This window comes from Streptomyces sp. NPDC056160 (genome assembly GCF_042268205.1).
Lineage (GTDB): Bacteria > Actinomycetota > Actinomycetes > Streptomycetales > Streptomycetaceae > Streptomyces.
This window is the reverse complement of the sequence record NZ_JBHJUW010000008.1, coordinates 13,539-38,667: the sequence shown is the minus strand read 5'-3', so window position 1 is coordinate 38,667 and position 25,129 is coordinate 13,539. Positions and strand designations below refer to the sequence as shown.

17 protein-coding genes and 1 pseudogene are annotated in these 25,129 nt (G+C 73.1%); 10 read left to right on the top strand and 8 right to left on the bottom strand.

Features of this window, described 5'->3' with window-relative positions; genetic code table 11:
- Positions 1-7: 7 nt before the first annotated feature.
- The 5 genes from ACFC02_RS04650 to ACFC02_RS04630 all read right to left on the bottom strand — a co-directional run bounded on the left by ACFC02_RS04650 (position 8) and on the right by ACFC02_RS04630 (position 6,727).
- Entirely contained in the window at positions 8-1,966 is a 1,959-nt protein-coding gene (locus ACFC02_RS04650; RefSeq protein ID WP_376352120.1) for a bifunctional metallophosphatase/5'-nucleotidase, read from the bottom strand.
- Between the two features lie 104 nt (positions 1,967-2,070).
- Positions 2,071-3,405 (bottom strand): MFS transporter, encoded by a 1,335-nt coding sequence (locus tag ACFC02_RS04645; protein WP_376352117.1) that lies wholly within the window; start codon positions 3,403-3,405, stop codon positions 2,071-2,073.
- A gap of 379 nt (positions 3,406-3,784) precedes the next feature.
- On the bottom strand, positions 3,785-4,201 hold the full coding sequence (locus ACFC02_RS04640) for a hypothetical protein (RefSeq protein ID WP_376352115.1): 417 nt from the start codon (positions 4,199-4,201) through the stop codon (positions 3,785-3,787).
- Between the two features lie 263 nt (positions 4,202-4,464).
- Complete coding sequence (locus ACFC02_RS04635) at positions 4,465-5,850, bottom strand: AAA family ATPase (RefSeq protein WP_376352112.1); 1,386 nt, start codon at positions 5,848-5,850, stop codon at positions 4,465-4,467.
- A 112-nt stretch (positions 5,851-5,962) separates the two neighbouring features.
- Positions 5,963-6,727 (bottom strand): GntR family transcriptional regulator, encoded by a 765-nt coding sequence (locus ACFC02_RS04630; RefSeq protein WP_376352109.1) that lies wholly within the window; start codon positions 6,725-6,727, stop codon positions 5,963-5,965.
- Between the two features lie 532 nt (positions 6,728-7,259).
- On the opposite strand from ACFC02_RS04630, the gene ACFC02_RS04625 reads away from it, so the two are divergent.
- From ACFC02_RS04625 to ACFC02_RS04600, 6 genes and pseudogenes are all read left to right on the top strand, one after another.
- On the top strand, positions 7,260-8,744 hold the full coding sequence (locus tag ACFC02_RS04625; RefSeq protein ID WP_376352106.1) for a glycoside hydrolase family 3 protein: 1,485 nt from the start codon (positions 7,260-7,262) through the stop codon (positions 8,742-8,744).
- A 307-nt stretch (positions 8,745-9,051) separates the two neighbouring features.
- Complete coding sequence (locus tag ACFC02_RS04620) at positions 9,052-10,083, top strand: phytanoyl-CoA dioxygenase family protein (RefSeq protein ID WP_376352103.1); 1,032 nt, start codon at positions 9,052-9,054, stop codon at positions 10,081-10,083.
- Complete coding sequence (locus ACFC02_RS04615; RefSeq protein ID WP_376352100.1) at positions 10,080-11,411, top strand: DUF6271 family protein; 1,332 nt, start codon at positions 10,080-10,082, stop codon at positions 11,409-11,411. The genes ACFC02_RS04620 and ACFC02_RS04615 overlap by 4 nt, the downstream gene beginning before the upstream one ends.
- A pseudogene (locus ACFC02_RS04610) lies at positions 11,408-12,617 on the top strand (type III PLP-dependent enzyme). Before ACFC02_RS04615 ends, ACFC02_RS04610 begins: the two are co-directional and overlap by 4 nt.
- Position 12,618: 1 nt before the next feature.
- Positions 12,619-13,152, top strand: a complete 534-nt coding sequence (locus ACFC02_RS04605; protein ID WP_376352097.1) for a GNAT family N-acetyltransferase — start codon at positions 12,619-12,621, stop codon at positions 13,150-13,152.
- Entirely contained in the window at positions 13,149-14,483 is a 1,335-nt protein-coding gene (locus ACFC02_RS04600; protein ID WP_376352094.1) for an MFS transporter, read from the top strand. The genes ACFC02_RS04605 and ACFC02_RS04600 overlap by 4 nt, the downstream gene beginning before the upstream one ends.
- 32 nt (positions 14,484-14,515) lie before the next feature.
- Here ACFC02_RS04600 and ACFC02_RS04595 read toward each other — a convergent pair whose 3' ends face one another.
- On the bottom strand, positions 14,516-18,478 hold the full coding sequence (locus ACFC02_RS04595; RefSeq protein WP_376352092.1) for a glycoside hydrolase family 2 TIM barrel-domain containing protein: 3,963 nt from the start codon (positions 18,476-18,478) through the stop codon (positions 14,516-14,518).
- A 632-nt stretch (positions 18,479-19,110) separates the two neighbouring features.
- Between ACFC02_RS04595 and ACFC02_RS04590 the strand changes: the two genes are divergently transcribed.
- The 4 genes from ACFC02_RS04590 (at position 19,111) to ACFC02_RS04575 (ending at position 22,674) form a co-directional block, all read left to right on the top strand.
- Positions 19,111-19,620, top strand: coding sequence for a hypothetical protein (locus tag ACFC02_RS04590; protein ID WP_376352090.1), 510 nt, complete (start codon positions 19,111-19,113; stop codon positions 19,618-19,620).
- Positions 19,621-19,821: 201 nt separating this feature from the next.
- On the top strand, positions 19,822-20,838 hold the full coding sequence (locus tag ACFC02_RS04585) for a bile acid:sodium symporter family protein (protein ID WP_376352087.1): 1,017 nt from the start codon (positions 19,822-19,824) through the stop codon (positions 20,836-20,838).
- A gap of 184 nt (positions 20,839-21,022) precedes the next feature.
- Entirely contained in the window at positions 21,023-21,394 is a 372-nt protein-coding gene (locus ACFC02_RS04580; protein ID WP_376352085.1) for a DUF6355 family natural product biosynthesis protein, read from the top strand.
- Between the two features lie 140 nt (positions 21,395-21,534).
- Positions 21,535-22,674, top strand: coding sequence for a Ku protein (locus tag ACFC02_RS04575; protein WP_376352082.1), 1,140 nt, complete (start codon positions 21,535-21,537; stop codon positions 22,672-22,674).
- 61 nt (positions 22,675-22,735) lie between these two features.
- On the opposite strand, the gene ACFC02_RS04570 is transcribed toward ACFC02_RS04575, so the two are convergent.
- Both ACFC02_RS04570 and uppS read right to left on the bottom strand, forming a co-directional pair.
- Positions 22,736-24,178 carry an oxygenase MpaB family protein gene (locus ACFC02_RS04570; RefSeq protein ID WP_376352298.1) on the bottom strand — a complete coding sequence of 481 codons (1,443 nt, stop codon included), beginning with the start codon at positions 24,176-24,178 and terminating at the stop codon, positions 22,736-22,738.
- 65 nt (positions 24,179-24,243) lie between these two features.
- Positions 24,244-24,972 carry a polyprenyl diphosphate synthase gene (gene uppS / locus ACFC02_RS04565; RefSeq protein ID WP_376352079.1) on the bottom strand — a complete coding sequence of 243 codons (729 nt, stop codon included), beginning with the start codon at positions 24,970-24,972 and terminating at the stop codon, positions 24,244-24,246.
- Between the last annotated feature and the right edge of the window lie 157 nt (positions 24,973-25,129).

Here is a 25,129-nt window from a genome sequence, read left to right as displayed (position 1 = left end):
CCGCTCCTCAGCACGGGATGCGGAACCCGCGCCCCGCGTTTCCCGCGCGGGCGAGCTGCGCTGCCTCGGTGCGCGAGCCGGCCGCCGTCCCCTGGGCGCCGAGGGCCGCGCGAGGCACGCTGACCTCACCGAGGCGGGCCGCGGGGGCGGCGGCGTTGCGGACCGTCACCCGGTCACGGGCGGCCGGAGCGATCACCTTGTGCCGCCGGACGAACGCCACGAAGCTCTCGAAGTCGCGCACGTGCCGGACCGGGTCCCGAAATCCCGCGAACGCGGTGAACCCGTCGGCGCCCAGCAGGGTGTACGCGGTCGCCGCCAGCCGGTAACGGCGGGAGAGGTCCAGGCGGCGGCCGTCGACGAGGACGTCGGCCGGGTCGACGCGGTCCCCGGCGGCGCCGGTGGCGTCGAAGGCGTAGCGCACGTTGCGCGACACGGCCAGCGGCGCGAACCGCAGGCTGCCGTCGGCCGCGTGGGTCCACTGCTGCTCCAGAGCGTCGTGGAGCTGACGGCCGGTGACGGTCACCGTCAGGACCGGGTCGCCGTAGCCGAGGGCGTTCCAGGCCTGCCCGAAGGTGATGGTCCCGCCGGATGCGGTGTCGTGCGGGAGGTCGTGGTTGATGACGCTCTGGCCGACCTGCGGTGCCGTGACGATCAGGGCGAGTTCGGCGGGGGTGTTCGGGTGGTCGTTGCCGTCGTTCATCGGGCCGAGCGGCTGCCGGCCGGCCCACAGCGCCCAGTCGGCCGCCAGGTCGCCCATGGTGCTCTCGCCGCTGTCGTCGCGCACCCGGGTGAAGGAGGCGGTCTGCCTGCCGATGGGGGTGCGGGCGCGCCGGGCGGCGTAGCCCTCCCAGTAGTCGGCCACCTGCTGCAGCTCGCGATCCGGGGCGACGTCGCGGGTGTTGGGGTGGTTGGTGGTGGTCGTCAGGGCGCGGACGACCTTGCCGGTGCGCGGGTCGAGGCGGAGGTTGATCTCGTTGACCAACTGGCCGTGGCAGCCCGCCTCGACGAACGGCCGGGGCACTCCTTGCGGGTCCGGGACCATCATCGCGAAACGGCAGTGCCAGTGGCCGGTGACGATGGCGTCGATGTCCGGGGAGACCTTGAGCGCCAGGTCGTAGGCGGGGCCCGAGGGGTTGCTGCCGGTGGTGAAGTCGCTGCCGGCGACCGCCCCGTCGTGCATGCTCAGCACGATCGCGTTGACGCCGCGCGCCTTGAGTTCGGCAGCACGGCGGTTGGCGGTGGTGACCTCGTCCAGCGAGGAGAGTGCGGGCTGGTAGGAGGTGGACCCGGTGTCGGTGCCCACGGCGGTCAGGTGGATGAAGCCGATCGGCAGTCTGCGCCCCTCCCCGGCGTCCACCCACTCGATGTTGTACGGCGGCAGTACGGTGCGGCCGGTGCGCGACCACACCATGTTGGCGCTGTAGTAGCGGAAGTCGGCGCCGCGGAACCGCCGGCCGGTGGAGTCGGGGAAGGCGTCGTCCTCGCCGACGCGCGGGAAGGGGACGCCGTTCTCCATGTGCGCGGTCAGGAAGGCCGGGGACTTGTCGAACTCGTGGTTGCCCGCGGTCGCGAAGTCCAGGCCGAGCCGGTTGAGGGCTTCGACGGTCGGCTCGTCGGCCAGGCTCTCGGCATCGAACTCCCAGCCGGAGAAGAGGTCTCCGGGCGCGAAGAAGAGGGAGTTGCGGCGGCCGTCCCGCAACCGCTTCAGGTGCGCGGCGAGGTAGCCGACCCCGCCCACGGTGTACGTCCTGCCGCCGGCTCCGGTGATGACGGCGGTGCTGCCAGGCGCCGCCTGCAAGTAACCGTGCAGATCGGTGATGTTGAGCAGTTGTACGTCCACCAGGTCGTGCGCGGTGCCCGCGTCCCGGGCGTCGTCACTGGCGTGGGCGGGCGTCCCGACCGCGGCGGCGGTGACGGCTCCGCCGGCCGCGGTGAGGAACGTGCGCCGTCCGAACTCTCGTGCCATCTCGCCCTCCGGTTCGTGTGAACGACCCAGGAGTCAAGCGGCCGTTCGGGGCGGCAGGGCCACGGCGGGACGGATCCCGCGTGAACAGTCGGGGGACGCCGCCGCTACGTCCGTGTCCTGGTCCCCGCCCATCTGCGCACCTGGACGCCCCAGACCACGGCCGCGGCGAGGGCGATCGCCACGACGGCCGTGGACATCCCGGCCTGCACGCCGTCGCGGACGGTGAGCGTCCCGGCCACCAGCGCGCCGAGCGGGACGCCCAGGCCGGAGGAGAGCATCCGGCGGGTGGTGTTGACACGGCCCTGCAGTTCGGCCGGTGTCACTTCCTGGGAGTAGGTCATCGTGTTCACCAGGACCACGAGGTACGCCGATCCCCACGCGGCCAGCGCGAGGAGGGCGATCCGCCAGTCGGAGGTGCGGACGACGACCAGGCCGAGCACGGCCCCGACCGGCAGGACCCCGAGCAGCAGGGGGAAGGCCGCGAAGCGGCGCCGCAGCCGGGGCAGCAGCACGGACCCGCCGATGCCTCCGGCGCTCCACGCCATGTAGAGCAGCCCGATCCGCCCGTCGGAACCGTGGACGCCCAGCACCCGGTCGGCGAACACGGCGAGCTGTCCGACGATCGCCCCGCCGGAGAACGACTGGAGGGTGCCGACCAGGGTCATCACGCGCAGTGTGGGGTGCCGGAGCAGGAAGCGGAGCCCCTCGCGGACGGACTCCCCGAACGCCGGGCGGTGCCCCGCCGGTGCGCCGGGGCGTCCGGCGGTGCGCGCGACGGCCCTGATGAGCAGCGCGGACACGGCGAAGGACAGGGCGTCCAGGGCCAGGGTGCCGGCGGGCCTGAAGAGCAGGATCAGGCCGCCCGCCAGCGCGTTGCCCGCGATCCGTACGACGGTCTCGGCGCCGTAGAGGGCGCTGTTGGCCCCGGCCAGGTTGTCCTTGCCGACGATGTCGGGGACGAATCCGTACACGCCCGCGTCGAAGAAGAGCCCGAGCGCTGCCGAGGCGAGGGCGACGGCGACGAGGTGCCCGCCCGTCAGCACGCCCAGGGCCGAGGCGAGCGGGACGGAGGCGAGGCAGGCCGCGTTGAGCCAGTCGGTGGCGATCATCAGGCGCCGCCGGTCCATCCGGTCGGCGACGGCACCGGCGATCAGCCCGAAGACCACGTAGGGCAGGGTGCCGGCCGCCGCGACCAGGGAGACCATCAGGGGCGAGCGGGTCTCCTGGAAGGTCAGGACGGGCAGCGCCACCGCGGTCACGGCGGAGCCGAGTCCGGATGCCGCCCGCGACATCCAGAACCAGCGGAAGCCGGGGAGGCGGCGCAACGGGATGGGCGGGTCCTTCGGTTCGCTGTCACCGATTTCCTTGTCCGCGCCGGGTGCCGGAGTTCCGTCCGGGACAGATGCTCCGGGTGGTCGCTGCGGTGAGGTGGACGTCATGGCGGGCTCCCAACAGGGGTGGGCCGCGGCCGGGCGCGGCGCAGGGGTGGTCGTCCGGCGGCGCTGTGGAGGGCGGCACCGGCTGGAGAAACAGCGAAACCCCACCGGGCTGTCGCCGGTGGGGTGTTGTGCGGGTGTCCGATCGTGGCCGCCCGTCCGTGCGAGGGGGGCCGGTTGCTGCCGCGGATGCCGGAGGGCCGAGGAACACGCTCAGGAGGGCGGTGGTTCGTCGGACGCGAGGGGCGGAGAAGTCCGCGGCGGCTCGGTCGGGCCGAGACCGGGGGCCGTCGAGTGCGGCCCCGGGAATCGGATGGACCATATCAGGGCGTGCCGGTGGCGGGTCAAGGGGCGGTGCGGGGATGGGGGGACGCGGGAGCGGTCAGGGGTGCCTGTAGTACTTGCAGGCCAGGTCCTCGATGCCCTTGTGGTCGAGGCAGACCTTGACGCGGGTGGCGCCGCCGGAGGCGTCCGCCACGACGGAGAAGGCGAACTTCGCGGACGCGTTGCACACGGACGGGCGGTAGCCGTCGGCCGCGAGGGGCTTCGTGCCGCTGTACGTCGTCAGCCAGGTCGTCCGACAGGACGTCGAGCTCACGGACTTGTGTTCGCCGGAGATGCTGACCGACCGGTTGTGCCAGGTCAGCGTGCCTTTGGTGTAGGTGTTGCCGTAGGGGACGTCGAAATGGCTGGTGGGGTCCGCGGCCTTGGTCCGGGCTCCGGCGGCTCCGGCCTGGCCGAGAAGCGTGGCGGCGGTGAGCACCAGCGTGCCGAGACCTGCCGCGAGCTGCTTGCGCATCATGTGCTCCACAGGGGGTGTCGGAGGCCTTGGCACCGGATCGGATGCGGCGCGGCCTTGGCCTCGTGGGGGGCTGACGCCTCGAGTATGACGGAGGGCCCGGGTGGTCCGTGGCGATGCCGTATTACGTCAACTGGCCGAAGGAGCCTGCCGGCCGGGAGGGAGCGCTGTTCGCCCTGGCGGCCGGACGGCAGCCCGGGACGCCGCGCGCACGGGGCGCGGCGGTGTCCCGGACGGTCCGGACAGCCGGTGGCCGCGCCCGGTCAGGTGGCGGCGCGCAGCCGTTGCTCCCTTGGGCGCGGCGTGAGCATCGGCCGGGGCAGGCCGACGGGGACGGGACCGACGTGGTTGCCGGGCGGGGCCGCGAGGCAGTGGGCCGTGTACAGGCGGACGGCGTCGTGCAGGCGGTAGCGGGCCCGTCCCGTACCGTCGGTTCCGCTGACGTGGGTGACCTGCCGGTGCAGCAGTTCGTCGAGGAGGTCCGCCGCGTGTACTTCCGACGGCGTGACGCGGGCCGTCACCTCCTCGGTGCCGAAGTCGCCCCGCAGCGCCGCGAGTCGGTTCAGGGCGGCCGTGATCTGCGGCGGGAGCCCTTGGTAGTGGGCGGCGACGCTGTCCTGCAGCGACAGGTCGCCGACACGCAGGACGCGCAGGCGTTGTTCCTCGTCGGCCAGGCGGTGCGCCAGGTCGCGCAGGGACCGGTGGGGGCGGGTGGTGAGCCACAGCCCGGCGATGTGCAGGGCCAGCGGCAGCCGCGCGCAGGCTTCCACGACGTCGGTGGCCGCCGAGCGTTCCGCCCGGGTGCGGGCGCCGCCGACGAGGTCGTCCAGCAGCCGGTGGGCGTCGGGCCGGTCGAGCGCACCGATCCGGTACGGCAACTGCCCGGGTAGCGCCGGCAGTTCGCGCCGGGCGGCGACGAGCACCGCGCTGCGCACGTCGTCGACGAGCAGGGGGCGCACCTGTGCTTCGGTGTCGGCGTTGTCGAGGACGACGAGGACTCGTCGTCTGCTGAGCAGGTCGCGCAGCCGGGCACCGGCTTCTTCGGGCCCGTCCGGGTCGGAGGCGGCGCCGAGGGAGCGCAGGATGCGGCCGACGAGCCGCTCGGGCGTGAGCGGGGCGGAGGCCGTGGGGTGCAGGTCCACGAAGATCTGGCCGTCGGGGAAGCGTTCGCGCACGGTGTGGGCGGCACGCAGGATCAGCGAGGTCTTCCCGGCGCCGGGCGGGCCCACCACCACCGCGAGCCGTTGGTGGCCGGGACGGTGTTCCTGCGCGCGGAGGTGGGCGCCCATCTGGTCCAGGAGCGTCCGACGGCCGGCGAGGCGGGGGCGGGGGGACGCCGGGAGTTCGGCGGAGACGGAGACGGAGACGGAGGCCGAGGCGGGAAGGGCCGTGGGCCGTGGTCCCGGGCGGTGTCCGCTGCGGGGGGTGCGCAACAGGCGCCCGACGTCGCCGGGTTGCAGGCCGAGGGCCTGGGCGAGCAGCCGCAGTGACTGGGTGCGGGGCCGGGCGGTGTGGCCGGTCTCCAGGTTGCGGATGGCCCGTACGCTCAGTCCGGACCGGCGGGCCAGGTCCTCCTGGGTGAGGCAGGCGGCTTCCCGCGCGTGGACCAGGGTCTGCGCGAGGGCCTCCAGTGCGGTGGTGTCGGTCACGTCATGCCCATCTCGTCGTGCTTGTCATGACATCCCTGGATCGATGTGGCGGGGCTGTGCGTCGGGGACGGTGGCGGGAGTGGGGGGACGTGGGTCCGGCGCGGCGGGTGGTTCACCGCCGGGGACGTGTCAGGGGCACCGTGAAGGTGTGGCGGGAGCCGGGGTGGACGGAGCGGGTCCACTCCAGCGGGAGCCCGTCGTCGTCGTGGGAGTGGCGGCTGAGCAGCAGCATGGGGAGCCCCACGTCGGTGGCGAGGAGTTCGGCCTCGCGCGGGGTGGCGACGGCGGTCTCGATGGTCTCCTCGGCCTCGGCGGGGCGCACGCCGTGGTCCTTGGCGAGCGCGGTGTACAGGGAGCCGTGGGCGGCCAGGGAGCGGTGCAGGTCCGGGAAGCGGTGGGCCGGCAGGTGGGTCGTCTCGATCGCCGTGGGCACGCCGTCGGCCAGCCGCAGCCGTTCCAGGCGCAGTACGCGCTCGCCGGGGCCGAGCCCGAGCAGGCGGGTGAGCCGGGCGTCCGGATCCCTTTCGCCGATGTCCAGGATCCGCGTGGCGGGTCTGAGGCCCTGGGCGCGCAACTCCTCGGTGCAGGAGGTGAGTCGGAGAGTACGTCGGAGTTTGGGACGGGCCACGAACGTGCCTTTCCCGTGTACGCGGTCGAGCCGGCCCTCACTGGCGAGTTCCTGGAGGGCCAGCCGGACGGTGGTACGCGAGGTGTCGAACCGGAGGGCGAGTAATCGCTCGGCGGGCATGCGGGAGCCGGGCACCAGCGCCTCCGTCAGTTCCAGAACGTGCTGCTTGACGCGGTAGTACTTGGGCACCCGCGCGCCGCGGCCCGTGGCGGGCCGCTCGTGTCGGGCGCTGCTGACAACGATGGTCAAGGCCTGCCTTCCCGGCCGTCTCACCGGCCTCCCGTTATAGCCCTCAACTCGCCATTGGTCCAGTCCAGATGAGGCGGCGGCGCTCCCGCGACGCGCCTGTGACACACCCGCGCGGGGCTTCGGCCGCGAGGACGCCCACCGCGGCGCGCACTGCCGCGAGGGGCAGCGCCGGAAGGCAGCCGGGGCGCACGGCCGCACCGGCCGGGGCGGCCGCCTTGACGTCGGGCAAAAGTCTAGGCCAAGCTCCCCGGTGAAGGTCTACACCAATCGGTGCCGGATCCCGGGTTCGCGGCGCGCGGCGAGCCGGTGGGCCGGCACCGGGGGCGTATGCCGGCCCATCACCTGAAGGAGGGGGACTGCCGCGCGTCCGCGACGAAGCCGTGCGCGCACGGCCCCCGGTGCACACCGGGCGGCTGCCGGCGACCGGGCCGCGCCTCGTCCGGGGCTCCGCACCCGGCCCTTCACCTCACCCCGCAAGGCAAGGCTGTGCGCGCGGTCCGAGCGACGGCGCCGCGAAAGGATGACGCCCCCGATGACCATGAGTGCCACCGGCAACGAGTCCCTCGCCCGCGACGCCCTCGCGGTGCTGCAACCGGGATTCGCCGGCACCACCGCGCCCGAGTGGGTGCACCGCCGAATCGGCGAAGGGCTGGCCGCCGTCGCCCTGTTCGGCCGCAACGTCGCCTCTTTCGAGCAGGTCGCCGAGCTGACGGCCCGGTTGCGCGCGGAGCAGGACGACCTCCTGGTCGCGATCGACGAGGAGAGCGGGGACGTGACCCGGCTGGACGTCCGCACGGGTTCCGCCTTCCCCGGCAGCCACGCGCTCGGGGCCGTCGACGACCCGGACCTCACCCGGCGCGTCGCCCGCGAGCTGGGCCGCCGCCTCGCCGAGTGCGGTGTCAACCTCAACTGGGCGCCGTCCGCCGACGTCAACGCCGACCCCGGGAACCCGGTCATCGGCGTGCGGGCCTTCGGCGCGGACACCGACCTCGTGGCCCGGCACACGGCCGCCTACGTCGAGGGCATGCAGGCCGCCGGTGTCGCCGCCTGCACCAAGCACTTCCCCGGCCACGGCGACACCAACGTCGACTCGCACCACGCGATACCGCGCATCGACGTCGACGAGGACACGCTGTACAAGCGGGAACTGGTCCCCTTCCGGGCGGCCATCGAGGCCGGTACGCGTGCGGTGATGAGCGCCCACATCCTGGTCCCCGCACTGGATCCGGAGCGGCCGGGAACCCTCTCGCGGCGCATCCTCACCGAGCTGCTGCGCGGCGAACTGGGCTACGAGGGCCTGATCGTGACCGACGGCATCGAGATGCAGGCGATCTCGCGGACGTACGGTCTGGAGCACGGGGTCGTGCTGGCCATCGAGGCGGGCGCCGACGCCATCTGCGTCGGCGGCGGGCTGTGCGACGAGGGCACGGTGCTGAAGATGCGCGACGCCCTGGTGGCCGCCGTCCGCTCCGGCGAACTCCCCGAGGAGCGGCTGGCGGACGCCGCCGCCCGGGTGCGGAGCCTGGCCCGGTGGGCGGCCCGCGCGCGCCGGGACGCGGACGTCCCGGCCGACCCGGAGGTGGGCCTCGTCGCCGCCCGCCGCGCCCTGGCCGTCACCGGCACGGGGACGGCACGCCCCGTCGACGCGCCCGTCTACGTCGCCACGTTCAACCCGGCGCCGAACATCGCCGTCGGGCACGAGACCCCCTGGGGCGTCGGCGCCGCGCTGGAGCGGCTGCTGCCGGGCACCACGACCGGCACCTTCACCGGCCCGGACGCGGGTAGCGCGGCCCTGGCGGCGGCGGACGGGCGCCGGATCGTCGCGGTGGTGCGCGACGAGCACCGCCACGCGTGGATGGGCGCGGGCCTGGACGTGCTGCTCGCCGCCCGGCCGGACACGATCGTGGTCGAGATGGGCGTGCCCCAGTCCCCCGCCCGCGGCGCCGTGCACATCGCCACGCACGGAGCGGCCCGCGTGTGCGGGGTGGCCGCCGCGGAGCGCATCCTCGCGGGCTGACGAGAAAGCCGGGCGCCGCGGGCACGCGGGCCGCGGACGACGGACCCGGGGTTGGCCATCGAGCGCCCCGGCAGCCCGGCGCGAAGGGCGGTACGGACCTCCGTACCGCCCTTCGCCATGCCCGCCGACTCAGGCCGTACACACGCAACGACCGGCATTTCGGCGGCACTTGCGGGCAGCTTCGGCAGACTCGCGTTGACAGCACAAGTGGTCTAGTCCAACTTGAGAGGGCCTCAGTTCGATCACCGCGCAGAGCTGGGCCCCGGCCGCTCGGCCCCTGAAGAACCACACGCCCTGGAGAGATTCCATGCCGGCATCCACCCCCTATCTGCACCGCGCTCCCTCGGCCCGCCCCTACTTCAGTTCGGACGGCGAGACGTACCTCGCCTCCACGCCGCTTCGGGACATCGAGAAGTCCCGGCCGCGGCGGGTGCTCTCCGAGGAGGACTTCGCCTTCTGGCAGACCTACGGGTACGTCGTCGTGCGCGACGCCGTCTCACCGGGCGCGGCGAAGAGCCTGCTGGAGTTCGCCTGGGAGTTCCAGGGCCTGGACCCCGACCGCCCCGACACCTGGTACCAGGAGCGCGAGTTCCGTTCGGACCTGGACCGCGACCTGCACGTGTACGGCTTCGTCGAGGCGTACCACCACCAGCTCCTGTGGGACAACCGGCAGACGCAGCGCGTCTACGACGCCTTCGTCGACGTCTGGGACTGCGAGGAGCTGTGGGTCACCCTCGACCGGCTCAACCTCAACCCGCCCAACCGGGGCAACCGTTCGCGTTCCCTGATCGCGCCCACCGACGAGGGCTTCGACATCGAGCTGCACTGGGACGTCGACACCACGCTCGGTGTGCTGCCGCAGCGGGTGCAGGGCATCCTCGCGCTCAACGACACCGACCCCGCCCTCGGCGGCTTCCAGTGCGCGCCCGAACTGTTCAAGCGGTTCGAGGAGTGGCGGATCGGCCAGCCGCGCGACCGGGACCCGATCCGTCCGGCGGTCGACCGCACCGAGTTCCCGGTGGTGCGGCCCGACCTCCGCGCCGGCGACCTGCTCATCTTCAACGGGCTGCTCGCCCACGGCGTGGCGCCCAACGTCTCCGAGCAGGGGGTGCGTGCCGCGCAGTACCTGTCCATGATGCCCGCGCTGGAGGAGCACGAGGAACTGCGGCGCTCACGCGTGGAGTCGTGGCGCACCCTGAGCACGCCCGACTGGAACCCGACGCTGCTGGGGGACGCCGAGCGGCCCGAGGCCGACCGGTACGGGCCCGCCACCCTCGACGCGCTGGGCCGCAGGCTGCTCGGACTGGACTCCTGGAGCGGACGCGAGGGCGCCGCGTGACCCGGACGGCCGCACCCGAGCGCATCTGCCTGGCGCTGCCCACGAACCGGGCGTGCCAGGCCACCCTGAGGGCCGTCGCCGACGAGGCCGCCTACGCGGTGCGCCGCTTCGGGGTCGAGGTCCACCTGCTCGTCCTGGACTCCAGCGACGCGCGGACCCGCGCCGAGCACGCGCGGGTCATGGCCGCGCTCCCCGCCGTGCCGGGCGTGGTCGCGCACCACCTCGACGAGGAGCGGCAGCGTGCCTTCCTGCGGCGCGCGATCGGACGGGCCGCTCTCGCCGAGCCCGACCGGCTGCTGTCCCTGATGCTGCCGGCCGAGGTCTCCTACGGGGCCTGCACCAACCGCGCCTTCCTGATCGCCGCCGCCCTCGGCTGCCGCTCGGTGCACCGCAGGGACTCCGACAGCGCCTACCAGATGCTGGACGGTGCTCCCGTCTTCCCCGTCCACCACGAGGTGCCCGCGCTCGGCCGGCCCGCCGCGCAGGTGTCGGACGACGTGACCGAGACCCTCCTGGACCCGGCTCACGCCGGGCGTCCCGTGTCGATGGCCGGTGCCTCCTTCATCGGTGAACTGTCCGTGGACATCGGGGAGATGGCCGAGCTGGACGAGGCCGTGTACCAGGAGGTCGTGAGCCTGTGGGCGCCCGGGCACTGGTCCGGGGAACGCAAGCGGGAGCTGGTCGAGGAGTCCTTCCGCGGGGCCGGGACCGCCCCGTTCACCGCGGACCGCTCGACGCTGGCCCTCGTCGACCCCATGCGGGTGGACATGTGCAACATCAGCTTCAGCCGCGAGGTGTACGAACGGGTGCCGCTGCCCCCGGCGACCAGCACCATCGGCAGCGACTACTTCCTCATCCACCTGGTGCACGACGCGACCCTGCCGGGCGTGCTCCACAACCGGCACATCGAGAACTTCTACACGCCGGAACGGCGCACGGACGAGGGCTTCCACGACTACCAGAGACGGTTCGTGAAGTTCCTCCTGTCCATGCTCTACTTCCACGACGTCTACGACCGGATGGCCGCCGCCGGCCCGTCCCTCCTGGACGCCGACCAGCACGTCCGGGCGGACGTCGTCGCCGCTCATCTGCGCGCGAGCACCGGCTCGGACCGGGCGGAGAACCGGTGGCGCCTGGACCGTGTCGACACCGCCTACCGCAAACTCGGCGGCCGCTACGAGACGTTCGCCCAGTCACTGGAGGCGGACCGCGAGCGGCTGCTGGACGAGGCCGAGCGCGACATCGAGGAGTTCGCCCTGCTGACCGACTCGTGGGCGGCGCTGGTGCGCGCGGCCCGCGGCGACACGATCGGGAGTACGAGCGGGTGAGTACGGACGTACCGGCGCGGCTGGCCCGCGCACTGGCCGCCGCGGACACGGACCGCCTCGTCTACGATCTGGCCGGCATCAGGGACCAGTACCGCGCCCTGCTGGACGAACTACCCGGTGTCCGCGTCCGGTTCGCGATGAAGGCGTGCCCGGTCGACGAGGTGCTGCGGTGCCTGGTGGACGAGGGCGCCGGCTTCGACGCGGCGAGCCCCGCCGAGATCACGCAGGCCCTGGCCGCGGGCGCCCCGGCGGAGCGGATCCACTACGGCAACACCGTGAAGTCCGACGCGGGCATCGCCGAGGCCCACCGCCTGGGCGTACGCACCTTCGCCACCGACAGCGAGCAGGACGTGGCGGCCGTCGCCGCGCACGCGCCCGGCTCGCGCGTCTTCTGCCGCCTCGCCACCAGCGGGGAGGGCGCGTTGTGGGGGCTGAGCCGGAAGTTCGGCTGCTCCGGCGAGGACGCCGTCCGGGTGCTGGAGGCGGCGCGCGCCGCCGGGCTGGTCCCCGCGGGCCTGTCCGTGCACGTCGGTTCGCAGCAGATGACCTCCGAGGCCTGGCGGGACGCGTTCGACTCGCTCGCCGAGGTGATCGCGGCGCTCGCCGGGCGGGGCATCGCGCCGGACCACGTCAACCTCGGGGGCGGACTGCCCGCCCAGGGCTATCTGGACCGGCACGGCCGTGAACTCGTCCCCCCGCTGGACAAGATGTTCGCCGTCATCCGGGACGGCATGGACCAGTTGCGGCAGGTCGGCTCCCGGCCCCTCGATTTCGTCATGGAACCCGGCCGCCACCTGGTGGCCGACCACGGCGCCGTCCGCGCGCACGTGTACCGCCTGACCACGCGACGGCAGCCCGGCGGCGACCTGGCGCGCTGGCTGTACCTCAGCTGCGGCAAGTTCAACGGGCTCTACGAGATGGACCAGCTCTGCCACCGGCTGGTCTTCCCCGGTCACGACGGCCCCCGGGTGCCGGCCGTCGGTGGCGGGCCCGACCTGTGACAGCGACGACGCCTACGGCGCGCAGGGCCACCGCACGCCGGTGCCCGAGGACCTGGCCTCGGGCGATCCGGTCTGGATCCTGTCCGCCGGCGCCTACGCCACCAGTTACATGACCCAGGGGTTCAACGGGTTCAGCCCGCTGCCCTGTGCCTGGACGCGGCCGGCGCCGGACGCCGCGGCCGACTCCGTGAAAGGGGCGGGCTGACGTGGGACACCCGCCGCGCATACGCGCCGTCGCCGACACCGACTGGCCCGCCGTCGCCGCCCTGGAGGCGGCCGCGTACGCCGGGACGGACCTCACCGAGGGGCAGGCCGCGCTGGAGTCCCGGGGCAGGGTCTCCCCCGAGACGTGTTTCGTCCTCGACCTGGGCGACCGGATCGCGGGCTACGTCCTCGCCCTGCCCTACCCGGACTCCGCCTTCCCTGACCTGAGCGCGCCGGAGCAGGCCGCCCACCGCACCCGCAACCTCCATCTGCACGACCTGGTCGTCGGCGAACGAGTCCGCGGCCGGGGCCTCGGCGGCCGGCTCGTGGACCACCTCACGGCCGTCGCGGCGCAGCGGGGCTACGAGCGGATGTCACTGGTCGCGGTCGCGGGCCTGGAGGGCTTCTGGCGCCGGCAGGGCTACCGGCCCCGCCCTGACGTCGAGGTCCCGCCCGGCTACGGCCCCGATGCACTGTACATGTCAACCAGGCTGCCCGCGGGCAGACCCTCGAACAGGAAGATGGCGGGCCGATGACGGCGCACCCCGTCCGTGACGAGTCGAACCGCGCCAAGTGGGCCGTCGCGGCGCTGTTCTGCTTCCTCGGCTTCCAGTACGCCACCTGGACCTCCCGGCTCCCGGCCCTCAAGAGCAGGCTGGACCTGTCCGAACAGGAGCTGGGGCTGCTGCTGATGGCCTGCGGGGTGGGGGCCGCGGTCTCCTTCCCGCTCGTCTCCCACCTCATGCGGAGGCTGGGCTCACGGCGGCTGTCCCTGCTCTCGGGCCTGTGCCTGGCGCTGCTCCTCGCGGCCCTGTCGAAGGCGCCCGACTACCCGGTGGCCCTGCTGATCATCTGCTGCGACGGTGTGGCCGTCGGCGCGCTGAACGTGGCCATGAACGCCCAGGGAGCAGCGCTGGAGAAACGCTACCGGCGCACCGTGATGTCCCAGCTGCACGCGACGTTCAGCGCGGGTCTGCTGGGTGCCGCGCTGCTGGCCTCCGGGGTCAACCTCGTGACCGGCGCCGTCACGGCGCACTTCGCCGTGGCCGTCGTCCTGCTACTGCTGTTGCTCGCCTACGCCCGCCGGGGCCTGCTCGACGAGGCCGGGCAGAGCCCGCCGGACGAGCCTGAGACGCCGTCCGGGGACAAGGACGGGGACAAGTCCGGGGACAAGGACGCCCGCCGCCGCAGGGGCCTGACCCTGCCCGGGCGCGCGACCCTGTGGATGGGCTGCGCCATGGTGTTCGGCACCATCACCGAGGGCGCCATGAACGACTGGTCCGCCCTCTACATGAAGGAGATCGCCAAGGCGTCGGCGAGCGTCGCGCCCATGGGCATCGCCGTCGTCTCGGTCATGATGCTGCTGGCCCGCGTCTTCGCCGACCGCTGGCGCAGCCGCTGGGGCGACGGACGTGTCGTCCGCGTCGGCAGCGCCGTGGCGGGCGTCGGACTTGCACTGGCCCTGGCGGCCGGGGGCGTCGTGCCGACACTGCTCGGGTTCGCCTGTGTGGGCCTGGGTGCCGCCGCCGTCACCCCGTGCGTCTACGTGGCCGCCGCGGCCCGCGGTTCCGACGCGCTGGCGCTGGTGGCCGCCATGGGAACCACCGGTCTCCTGATCGGGCCCGCCCTGATCGGCTTCATCGCGGGCTGGACCGGTCTCGTGCCGGGCATGGCCGCGGTGGCGGTATCTGCCCTGATCGTCTCCCTGGCCGCCACCCGCATCCGGTGGAGCACCCTCGCGGGGGCGGGCGAGGAGCCGCCGGGCGCCGCGCCGCACCCGGCGGCCCCGGACCGCCCCGCCGACGCGCTGGACCCGGCGGCCCGGGAAGAGCCGGCCGGCGCGGAACACCCGGCAACCGCGGAGTAGCGGCCGACGTCCGTCCCGGGCCGCGCGGCGTGTCACTCCTGGAACGTCCCCGCGGTCGGGCGGCGGGTGGCCGCGGTCGCCCCCCGCACGGCGGTGAGCGGACGCAGCCGGTAGGTGTAGCTGTAGTCGCGGTCGGCGAGGAGTTTGTACTCGTCGTGGGTGTGCGCACCCCAGCTGTTGTCCCCGCCCACGCCCATCTGACGGTGGTTCAGCCGCAGGACGACCTCCTCGCGGGCGGTGAGCTGGTAGTCGTGGCGCGCGCCGACCGACAGGTCCTCCGGGGTGAAGTGCGAGGCGTTGAACTCCAGCAGCGGCTCCCCCGAGGCGAGCAGGCCGTGGCCGTCGCCGTCGGTGAGCGCGACCCAGCGGACGTCGGTCTTGTTGCCGTTCTCCTGCGGCCGGATGTAGGAGGTCCACTGGCCCGAGACGGTGCCGGAGTACAGGCCGACGTCGGTGCCGTCGTTGCGGTCCCAGTGGTTCTCCTCCGGTCCCCGCCCGTAGTAGTGCAGGTGCTCCAGGCGGCCCGGCAGGAACAGCAGCGTGCCGATCTCGGGGACGTAGGGCAGGCTCGCCGCACCCGGGTGCAGGGTGTTGTCCACTTTGATCTCGGCGTTGCCGAACACCGTGTAGGTGGTGGTGTACGCCGACTCGACGGTGGTGGGCAGGGTGCCGCTGACCCTGATCTCGACGGCCCGGTCGCGCAGGGCCCGTACGCTGACGTCCTGCACCGTGCGGCGGCTGCCGGCGTCGCGCCAGGTCTGGTTGCGGGTGTGCTGGCCGTTGCCCCGGTCGTTGTCGGTGGGGGCGCGCCAGAAGTTCGGCGCCGGCCCCGAGGTGATCAGCCGGCGGCCCGCGGCCTCGTACGACGTGATGACCCCGCTGCGCTTGTCGACGGTGACGGCGAAGCCCCTGCCGGTGACGGTGACGGTCGTGTCGCCCTCGTGGTGGCGCAGGGCCGGGACGCTCTCCAGCGGTGCCGGGGTGAGGGCGGGGCCGCTCGCGTCGAGCGGGAGCTGTTGCCTGGCCACCTCGAAGCCGGCCTCGGCCCACGGTGTGGACTCCTTGGTGGTGAAGGAGAGTTCGAGGAAGTACTCGGTTCCCGGTGCCGGGTGGGCGGGCAGCCGCAGGGGCACGGTGATGTCCTTCCGGGAGAGCGGCCCCACGTCCGTCTGGTCCCGGGTGAGCCTGCCGCGGCGCACCACCTCGCCGTCCGCCATCAGCGACCAACTCCCGTCGAACTCGGAGAGGTCGGTGAACAGGTACTCGTTGGTCAGCGTGATCGCCCCGGAGGCGGAGACCGCTGCTGCGCCCGAGGCCGGTGCCGCGTTGATCGCCTGGTAGACGCGCTTGATCTCGGCGGCCTTGCCGGTGTGGCCGCGGTCGGCGGTGACGATGCCGTCGGCCTGGAAGTTGCCGTCGTTGGGGTTGTCGCCCCAGTCGCCGCCGTAGGCGAGGAACGTCCGCTCCTGAGGCCGCTCGCGCCCGACGGCGGCGGTGGCGGCGTCGAACCACAGCCGCACACCCTCGTCGCCCGGGCCGCGGCCGTCGGAGGCGAGTTCGGCGGCGGTCAGCGCGCGGGCGTGCACACGCGCCCGGCGGATGGTGCCGCTGAACTGCCGCGTCGAGTTGTCGACGTCACCGCCGAGGGCCAGCGGCGCCGTGTTGCTGCTGGGCCGCACCGTCGTGGTCCGGGTCGCCTTGACCGCACCGTCGACGTGGAGCGTGAGGGTGCCCGCCTCGGCGTCGAAGACACCCGCGACGTGGTGCTCGGTCCCGGTCCAGTCGGCGGGCAGCGCCCAGCTGGCGGTGACCCACTGCCCGGCCCCGTAGATGAAGAACTCCAGGTTGCCGTTGGTCTGCTTCAGTGCGTACTGGGTGTCGCCCTTGGCCACGAGGGGCTGGTGGTAGCCGGTCACGCGCGGGGTGATCCACGCCTGAAGGGTGAAGGATCCCGTGAGGTCGAGGCTGTCGTCGCGGGGGAAGACGGTGGTGCCGGAGACACCCTTGGCGCGTTCGAAGCCGGCGCTGGGGTCGATCACTTCGCCGGTGAGCGCGCGGGGGCCGGTCTCGGTGAGCGAAATGCGGGCGGGGGCCGGCCAGTTCAGCGACTGGTCGACGAAGTCCCAGATCCAGCCGCCTTGCAGGACGTCGTGGCGGCGGACGATGTCCCAGTACTTCTTGAAGTTGCCGTTCGAGTTCCCCATCGCGTGGCAGTACTCGATCATGACGTACGGCCGGGTGTCACCGGTGTCCTTCGCGCGGGCCTCGACCCGGGCGGGGCTCTCGTACATCGCGGAGCGGATGTCGCTGATGCCGGGGCGGTCGTCGCCCTCGTACTGGATGACCCGGGTGGTGTCGTAGGAGCGGATCCAGTCGTGCATGGCGACGAAGGTGCTGCCGCCGCCCGCCTCGTTGCCGAGCGACCAGATGACGACACTGGCGTGGTTCTTGTCCCGGTGGACCATGTTCTGGGCGCGGGCCACGCAGGCCCGGGTCCAGTCGGCGTGGTCGCCCGGGTACTGGCCGCGGATGCCGTGCGTCTCCAGGTTGGTCTCGCCGACCAGGTACAGGCCGTACTCGTCGGCCAGCTCCAGCCACTGCGGGTTGTTGGGGTAGTGGGAGGTGCGGACGCTGTTCATGTTCATCCGCTTGATGATCTCGATGTCCTCGATCATGTCCGCGCGGGTGAGCGCCGTGCCGCGGGCGGGGTGCATCTCGTGCCGGTTGGTGCCGCGGAAGGAGACGGGCTTGCCGTTGATCCGCATCAGTCCGTCCTTGAGCGCGAACTCGCGCAGTCCCACCCGGTGCGAGAGGGTCTCGATCACCTTTCCGGCCGGGTCGCGCAGGCGCAGTACGGCGGTGTAGAGCTCGGGGTGTTCGGCCGACCACAGCCGGGGGTCGGGGACGGCCCTGGCGGCCCGTACCGTCACGTCCTGGCCCGCGGGGACGGAGCCGAGGTCCGCGCTCTGCTCCAGGGGGCGCGGCCAGACGGCGTGTCCGCGCCGGTCGTAGAGCTGCGTCTCGACGGTGTACCGGCCGGCGCCCGCGCCGCCGTAGGCCCGCACGCTCGCGGTCACCGACAGGTCGGCCGCCGTGCAGTCGTCGCGCAGCGGCGTCTCCAGCTTGAAGTCGCGCAGGTGGACTTCGGGGGTGGAGTAGAGGTAGACCGAGCGGAAGATCCCGCTCAGCCGGATCATGTCCTGGTCCTCCATCCAGTCCCCGTCGGAGTAGCGGTAGACCTCCACCGCGATCTGGTTGCGGCCCGGCTGGAGGTACGGCGTGATGTCGTACTCGGCGGGCGTGTACGAGTCCTCGTGGTAGCCCGCCAGTTTGCCGTTGATCCACACGTAGTGGGCCGACTTGACTCCCTCGAAGTGCAGGAACGTGCGCCGTCCCGTCCAGGTGCGCGGCACGGTGAAGGTACGGCGGTACTGGCCCACGGGGTTGTAGCGGGTCGGGGCGGCCGGCGGCTGCGGTTCCTCGCCGAGGCCGTTGGGACCCCAGTACGGGTAGGTGATGTTGACGTAGACCGGGAAGTCGTGGCCGTGCATCTGCCACACGGACGGGACGGGGATGGTGTCCCAGGAGGAGTCGTCCAGGTCGGTGCGGTAGAAGGTGTCGTCACGTGTGTCGGGGCGGTCGGACCAGGAGAACCGCCACCTGCCGTCGAGGCTCAGCCGGTACGGGGAACGGGTGCGGTCGGCCGCCAGGGCCTGGGCGGTGTCCGCGTACGGCATGAGCGTGGTGTGCGGCGGCTCGGTCCCCAACCGGAAGACGTCGATGTGACCGTTCCACTCGGTGCCCGTGGCCGTGACGCCCGGTGCGGGGGGCGCGCCGGGGGCGGGGGCCGTCGCGTACGCGGGCGACGGCAGTGACGCCGAGGAGACGGCGAGCGCACCGAGGACGGCCGCTCCCGACTCCAGGAGACGGCGGCGGCTGACGACCGCCCCGGCGGGGCGGTCCGTGCCGGGCACGTTCGGGTGCTGCATGACCATGGCCTTCCTCGAGACGGACAGGGGGCCACCGCGGAAATGGCGGGGCGTCAGCCGCTGTCCGATGCTGTTGGTAAACCGAACACGAGCTTTCGTTGGACGTCGCGTCGACGACAGGAGCAATGTCGGTATGTCGAACGGAAGTTGATGCCGGAACAGATCACTGCTGCTGGTGACAGAGGTGGCGGTGGAACCAGGCACACCCTAGGACCCGCGCGCAACCGAGGCAATGATCCTGTCGGACTGTGTTTGTTCTTGGTGAACGGGCGGCGCGACCCCGGGCCGGACCCGCGCGGCGTCAACATCACGCAAGGACAATTCACCCGCGGCGGTGAGGGATGCGCGCAACCGCGGCGGGTCTTCCGGCCTGTTCCGGGTCCGCGCCCCGGCCGCCCCGGAGCCACCTACGTCGCGGACGTCACCCGAAGGACACCGGCCCCCGGTGCGGGCGGCTGCGGGTCCGGTACGAGCCGCGGTTCCCTCGCACGTGCCGGTGAAACCGGCGGCGCCACATTGACCGAGACGGACACGCCGCCGCTGTTCACCCTCGGGGGGTTGGGATTTCCTTCCCGTGGCCCGCCATTCCCCGGAATGTCCCGCCCGCGCGAACCACCCAAGGACAGGGAACCATCACCATGCGCATCCGCAAGAACCTGGCCCTCGTGGCCGGCCCGATGCTGGGCAGCAGCCTGCTCCTCCTCTCCCCGGCGGGCAGCGCCGCCGCGGCCCCGGCGACCACCGCCCTCACCCCGGCCGAGCACACCTCGGCCCGGCCCGCGACCGGACTGGAGTGCGGACGCAACTGGCCGCACCACCAGTTCCGCAGGGGCGGCGTGACCGGGGCGTACACCGCCTTCCACCTGTGCTGGGACAACCGGCACAACGCCCGGATCGACTACTCCTCCTCCTACGTCAAGGACACCCGCACCGACCGTCACAAGGCCTACGTCTACGTGCACTACCAGAAGGTCATCGAGCGGCACTGGTCCTGGAAGTGGTCGGGCCCCGAAGCCGGGGCCGGCCCCCAGCGGGGCAAGGTCAGTCACTTCCAGTGGGGCAACTCCTCCGTGCGCAACGTGGCGGTGGCGGTCTGCGCCGGGACCAGGGCCCCCTGGCAGTCCGGCCACCACTGCAAGCTGGTCTGAGCCCGGCGGCGGCCGGGCGACAGCCGCCGGAACCCGGCGACAGCCGAGCTGCGGGTGGAGCGGACGGTGGTCCGCGCCACCCGCTCACGTGCGCACGCGTGCGGCCGCCGCGGCCGTTGCGGCCGTCACGGAGACGTCCCCGGTGTCCGCATACCGAGACGGCTTTGCCGCATAGCGATACATGGCATTTACATGCATCTTATGCGCAGCTCAGAGACCCCGACCGCAGCCACCGGCACCGCCGCGAGCGCGGCCGGCCCCACCCCCGCGGACCGCGCCGCCCGCCGGGCCGTCACCGTCTTCCCGGTCCTCGTCATCGCCGCCGGCGTCGCCGGGCTCCTGCTCCCCGGCGCCTTCGCCGGTTACGGCCCCGACGTGCCCTACCTCCTCGGCGTGATCATGTTCTGCATGGGTCTGACCATGTCCCTGGAGGACTTCAAGGGCGTGGCGCGCAGGCCGTGGGTGGTCCTGCTGGGCCTCGTCGCCCACTACGTGATCATGCCGGGACTCGGCTGGCTCATCGCGCACGTGCTGCACCTGTCCCCCGCGCTCGCGGCGGGCGTCATCCTCGTGGGCTGCGCGCCCAGCGGCACGTCCTCCAACGTGGTCACCTACCTCGCCCGCGGCGACGTGGCCCTGTCGGTCTCCGTGGCGACCGTCTCGACCGTCCTCGCACCGCTGCTGACCCCGCCGCTGACGCTGCTGCTCGCGGGCCAGTACCTGCCCGTCGACGCCGGGTCGATGGTCACGGACATCCTCAAGACCGTACTGCTGCCCGTCATCGCCGGGGTCGTCGTGCGCCTGGTCGCGGGGCGGTACATAGGCCGGGTGCTCGGCGCGATGCCGTGGCTGTCCTCGCTCGCCATCGCCGCGATCGTCGCCGTGGTCGTCGCGGGCAGCGCGGACGCCCTGAAGTCCGCGGCCCTCACCGTCTTCCTCGCGGTCGTGCTCCACAACGGCTGCGGGCTGGCCCTCGGGTACGGCTGCGGACGGCTCACCCGGCTCGGCCGCCCCGCATCCCGGGCGATGGCCTTCGAGGTCGGCATGCAGAACTCCGGACTCGCCGCCTCCCTCGCCACCGCGCACTTCAGCCCGCTGGCCGCGCTGCCCGCCGCGGTCTTCTCCGTGTGGCACAACATCTCCGGCGCGCTCGTCGCCGCGTGGATGGCACGGCGCACGACCCGGCAGACGCAGGAGGCGCACGCCACCGGCGCGTGACCCTCCCGCGTCGCCTCGCGTGCCTCGCGCGCCCCGGGGCGCCACGTGACGGTGTCCGGACCCGGTCGTTGGACCGGCCGGACACCAGAACAGAGCAGCAGCCGGTGGCCGGGCCGCCCGCGCGAGTGAGCGGGCACGGGACACGGGGCCCGTCCGGCCTGCCGCGCTGCCGAGAGGACCTCCGTTGACGTCACGTGACCCCTCCCCCACGCCCAGGCCCCGCCGCCGTTCCCGGCTGATCGGCCTGGCCGTCCACGCGGCCGCCTGTCTGCTCGCCTGCACGGTCACCGCACCGGCCCAGGCGGCCACCGCACCGGCCGGCCACCGCCTGCACAACTGCGGCTGGAACGAGGCGGCCCAGGGTGAGCACGCCTACTACGAGCACTGCGCCACCGACACCGACGTGTGGATCCAGGTCACGCGCCTGTTCCGGGGCAAGTACCACCGGTGCGTCGGTCCCGGCCGCACCAACCTGGACGCCGACGCGACGGGCGCCTGGTACGACAGCACCTACCGGGGCGGGCTGTGCTCCCACCCCGGGGACACCGGTCCCTGACCCGCGGTTCGCCGCCACGCCCGGCACGGCCCGCACGCTCGACGCGCGCGGCGGGCGTGGCGGTGCCACCGTGGAGCACGAGCGGGGCCGCGCGGGACGCGTCCGGCGGTCCGGTGGCAGGCGCGGGACGGGAGTGCGGCATGGCTCGGGCGATCTGGACAGGCGTGATCACGTTCGGGCTGGTCACGGTGCCGGTCGGGCTGTTCACCGCGACCGAGGACCACACCGTCCACTTCCACCAGTTGCAGCGCGGCACCTCCGACCGGATCCGCAACCGGCGCGTCAACGAACGCACCGGCGAGGAGGTCGGCAGCGACGACATCGTCAAGGGCTTCGAAGCCGGTGAGGGAGAGTACGTCGTCGTCGAGCCGGACGAACTGGACGACATCGCGCCGGGCCGCTCCCGGACCATCGACATCAGTGACTTCGTCGGTCTCGATGAGATCGAGCCGGTGTACTTCGCCCGCACCTACTACCTCGCTCCGCGCGGCAAGGAGTACCTGAAGGTCTACGAGCTGCTGCGGACCGCACTGGAGAAGGCGAACAAGGCCGGCATCGCCACCTTCGTCATGCGCAGCAAGCAGTACCTGACCGCCGTGCGCGCGGAGGACAAGGTCCTGGTGCTGCAGACCCTGCACTGGGCCGACGAGGTCCGCGACCCGGAGAAGGAGTTGCCGGAACTGCCCTCCGGCCGGGCCGGGCGGGGCAGGGAACTCGACATGGCGGTCCAGCTGGTGGGCGCTCTGACCAGCCCCTGGGACCCGGCCCGCTACCACGACACCTACCAGGAGAAGGTCCGCGAGCTGGTCCGGGCGAAGGCGGAGGGCCAGGAGATCACTCCGGCCGCGGAGCCACCCCAGGCGACCAACGTGGTCGACCTGATGGACGTGCTGCGGGGCAGTGTGGAACGGGCCCGCTCCGGATCCCGGTCAGGGCCCGAGTCCTCGCCCAGGACCGGGGACAAGTCCGCGCCGGGGACCCGGGGCAAGTCCTCGCCGGGCGCCGGGGACAAGTCCGCGTCGCGGGCCGGAGGCAAGCCCGCGTCGCGGGAGCCTGTGTCGCGAACGGGGAACAAGTCCGCCTCGGGCTCCGCGTCCAGGTCGGCGCCCGGCTCGGGGTCCAGGCCCCGGGGCAAGGACGAACTGCACCGGCTGAGCAAGGCCGAGCTGTACCGGCGGGCCGCCGACGAGGGCCTTCCCGGCCGGTCGAAGATGAGCCGCGACCAGCTCGTCGACGCCCTGTCCGGCGGCGGGCGGCGGAAGAAGAAGGCTGCCGCCTGATCCCAGGCCCGCTCCCGCCCTCCCTCTCCCGCCCCCTGCGAGCCGCCGCCGGACCTTCCTCTCAGGAATCGGCCAGCAGGGAGTCGTAGGCACGCGAACGCCTGCGGCCCGCCATGAAGGAGAGGAAGTCCTGCACGAACGCACCGCGCGAGTACGTCGCCTCGCCGTCGGACACCTCGCGCCGGAAGGCGGTGCGGAACAGCGCCCGGTACTCGTCCGCGTCGATGCTCTGGTTGCCGTCGGCGTCGGTGACGTCGAAGAGGACCTCGGCGACCCGGATGAGCGCGGGTCCGGCGAGGGCGGGCACGGCGGCGGCGTACTCCTCCTTGCTGACGCGCCCGTCGCCGTCGGTGTCCAGGGCGGACTGCAACTCCCGCCACCAGGCCGCGTACGCGTCGTAGAGCCTGGTCTCCTGCGGTTCGTCCAGGTCGAGGCGGCCTGCCACCTCACGGGCCATCGCGGCGAGGTCGGGCCAGTCGAGATAGCCGTCCCCCGTCTGGTCGAGTACGGCGTCGAAGAACTCCTCGGCACCGCGCCGGGACCCGGTGGGCGGGGGCGGAGCGGGCTGCGCGGGCACGGGGGCGACCAGCCGGATCAGGGCACCGGCCCGCTTGACCCCGTCGCGCACCGCCGCGACCGTCCGGGCCCGGGGGTCGTCGCTGTCCGGGGTGAGGGAGAGCAGTTCCGCGAGCCCGTCCGCGCGGAGCCAGCCGTCGGGCAGGAAACGTGCCAGGCCGACGGCCAGGTAGGCGCCCTGGGTGAGGGTCTGGGCGCCCGGGATCTCGGGCAGGCCCGCCCGGCGGCGGAACGCTTCGGGCAGCGAGGCCACGGTGATGGTGCCGATGACCGGCCCGGCGAGGGCCCGGCCGGCCGCCCAGACGGTGGGCAGAGCGTCCAGGAGCGGTGGTGCGGGCAGGTGGTCGAAGAGCTTGTACAGGATGATGCGCAGCGCTTCCGTGTTCTCCAGTTCCTCCTCCACCACACGGTCGTAGTACTGCCAGAACTCGTGCAGCGTGGGCGGCAGTTCGCCGGCCTCGTCGCCGAGGGCCGCCAGGAAGCCCTGGTACTCGGCGTACAGGCGCTCCATGGTGGTCTGTTCCAGCGGCTGGCCGCTGAGCCTGCACATGGTGACGGTGCTCTCGAACAGGGTCGCCGCCACCCACGCACGGACACGGGGGTCCATGGCGTCGTAGGGCCGGTCACGGGCGTCGGTGCCGCTGAGCCGCGCGTGCATCCGGTTCAGCCGGGCCGCCTCCCGTAGCCGCACCTGCTCGTCGGCGCCGAACATGCGCTGCAGGCTGCGGAAGGTGTTCCACAGGCGCCGCCAGGGATGGGCCACGAACACGGAGTTGTCGATCAGGGCGGCGCCGATCTGCGGGTGGGCGGCCTCCAGCACGGTCGCCCGGATCATGGCAAGGGCCCAGCGCGGGTCGTCGAAGAACTGGTGGAACTGCGAGCCGGGACCGAAGAGCGGCGGTGTGCCGGCGTCCTGGCCCTGCCGCACGGGGCCGTCCTCGCCGGTAGGCGTCCTGGGGCCGGGGCTGTCCGGGGGGCGGGGGGTGGCATCGGTCACGGTGGGGGTTCTCCGTTCGCGTTCGGGGTGATGCCGCCGAAGCGGCGCTCGCGCTGCTGGTAGCTGCGCAGGCACTCCAGGAAGTGCGTCGCGCGGAAGTCCGGCCAGAGCACCTGCGGGAAGATCCACTCGGCGTAGGCGACCTGCCACAGCATGAAGTTGGAGATGCGCTGCTCACCGGAGGTGCGGATGACGAGATCGACGTCGGGGGTGTCGGGGAAGGGCAGGTGCTCGGCGAACTCCCGCTCGTCCACGTCCTCGGCCGCCACCCCGCTGCGGATGAGTGACCGCGCCGCCGCGACGATGTCGCCGCGCCCGCCGTGGTCGAACGCCACGGTCAGCGTCATGCCCCGGTTGGCACCGGTCAGCGTCGTCAGGTCGTCGAAGTCCCGGGCCAGGGACGGCGGGATCCGGGAGTCGGCCGCGCCGAGGAACCGGCAGCGGATGCCGCGCGCGAGCAGCAGCGGCGCGTGCTTGCGCACGACGCGCCGTACGAGGTGCATGAGGAAGTCGACCTCGGTGTCCGGGCGCCGCCAGTTCTCCGTGGAGAAGGCGTACAGGCTGAGCCACTCCACCCCGGCGGACCGGGCCGCCTCGATGACCTCGATCACCGTCGTCTCGGCCGCGCGGTGCCCCGACGTGCGCGGCAGCGACCTGCGCGCCGCCCAGCGGCCGTTGCCGTCCATCACGCAGGCGACGTGCCGCGGCACGCCTCTCGTCGTCACGCGCGCACCTTCCCCCGCACGGCTTCCCCCCTGTCGTGGGGCTCCGGCGGTCCGGCCGGCCCCTCGTCCGACAGGCAGCAGGGTGGCCGACGGCGGGCATGGACACGCGGAACTCCGCGCGCATTCACCCGTTCGGGGGGCGCTTAGGCTGCGGGGC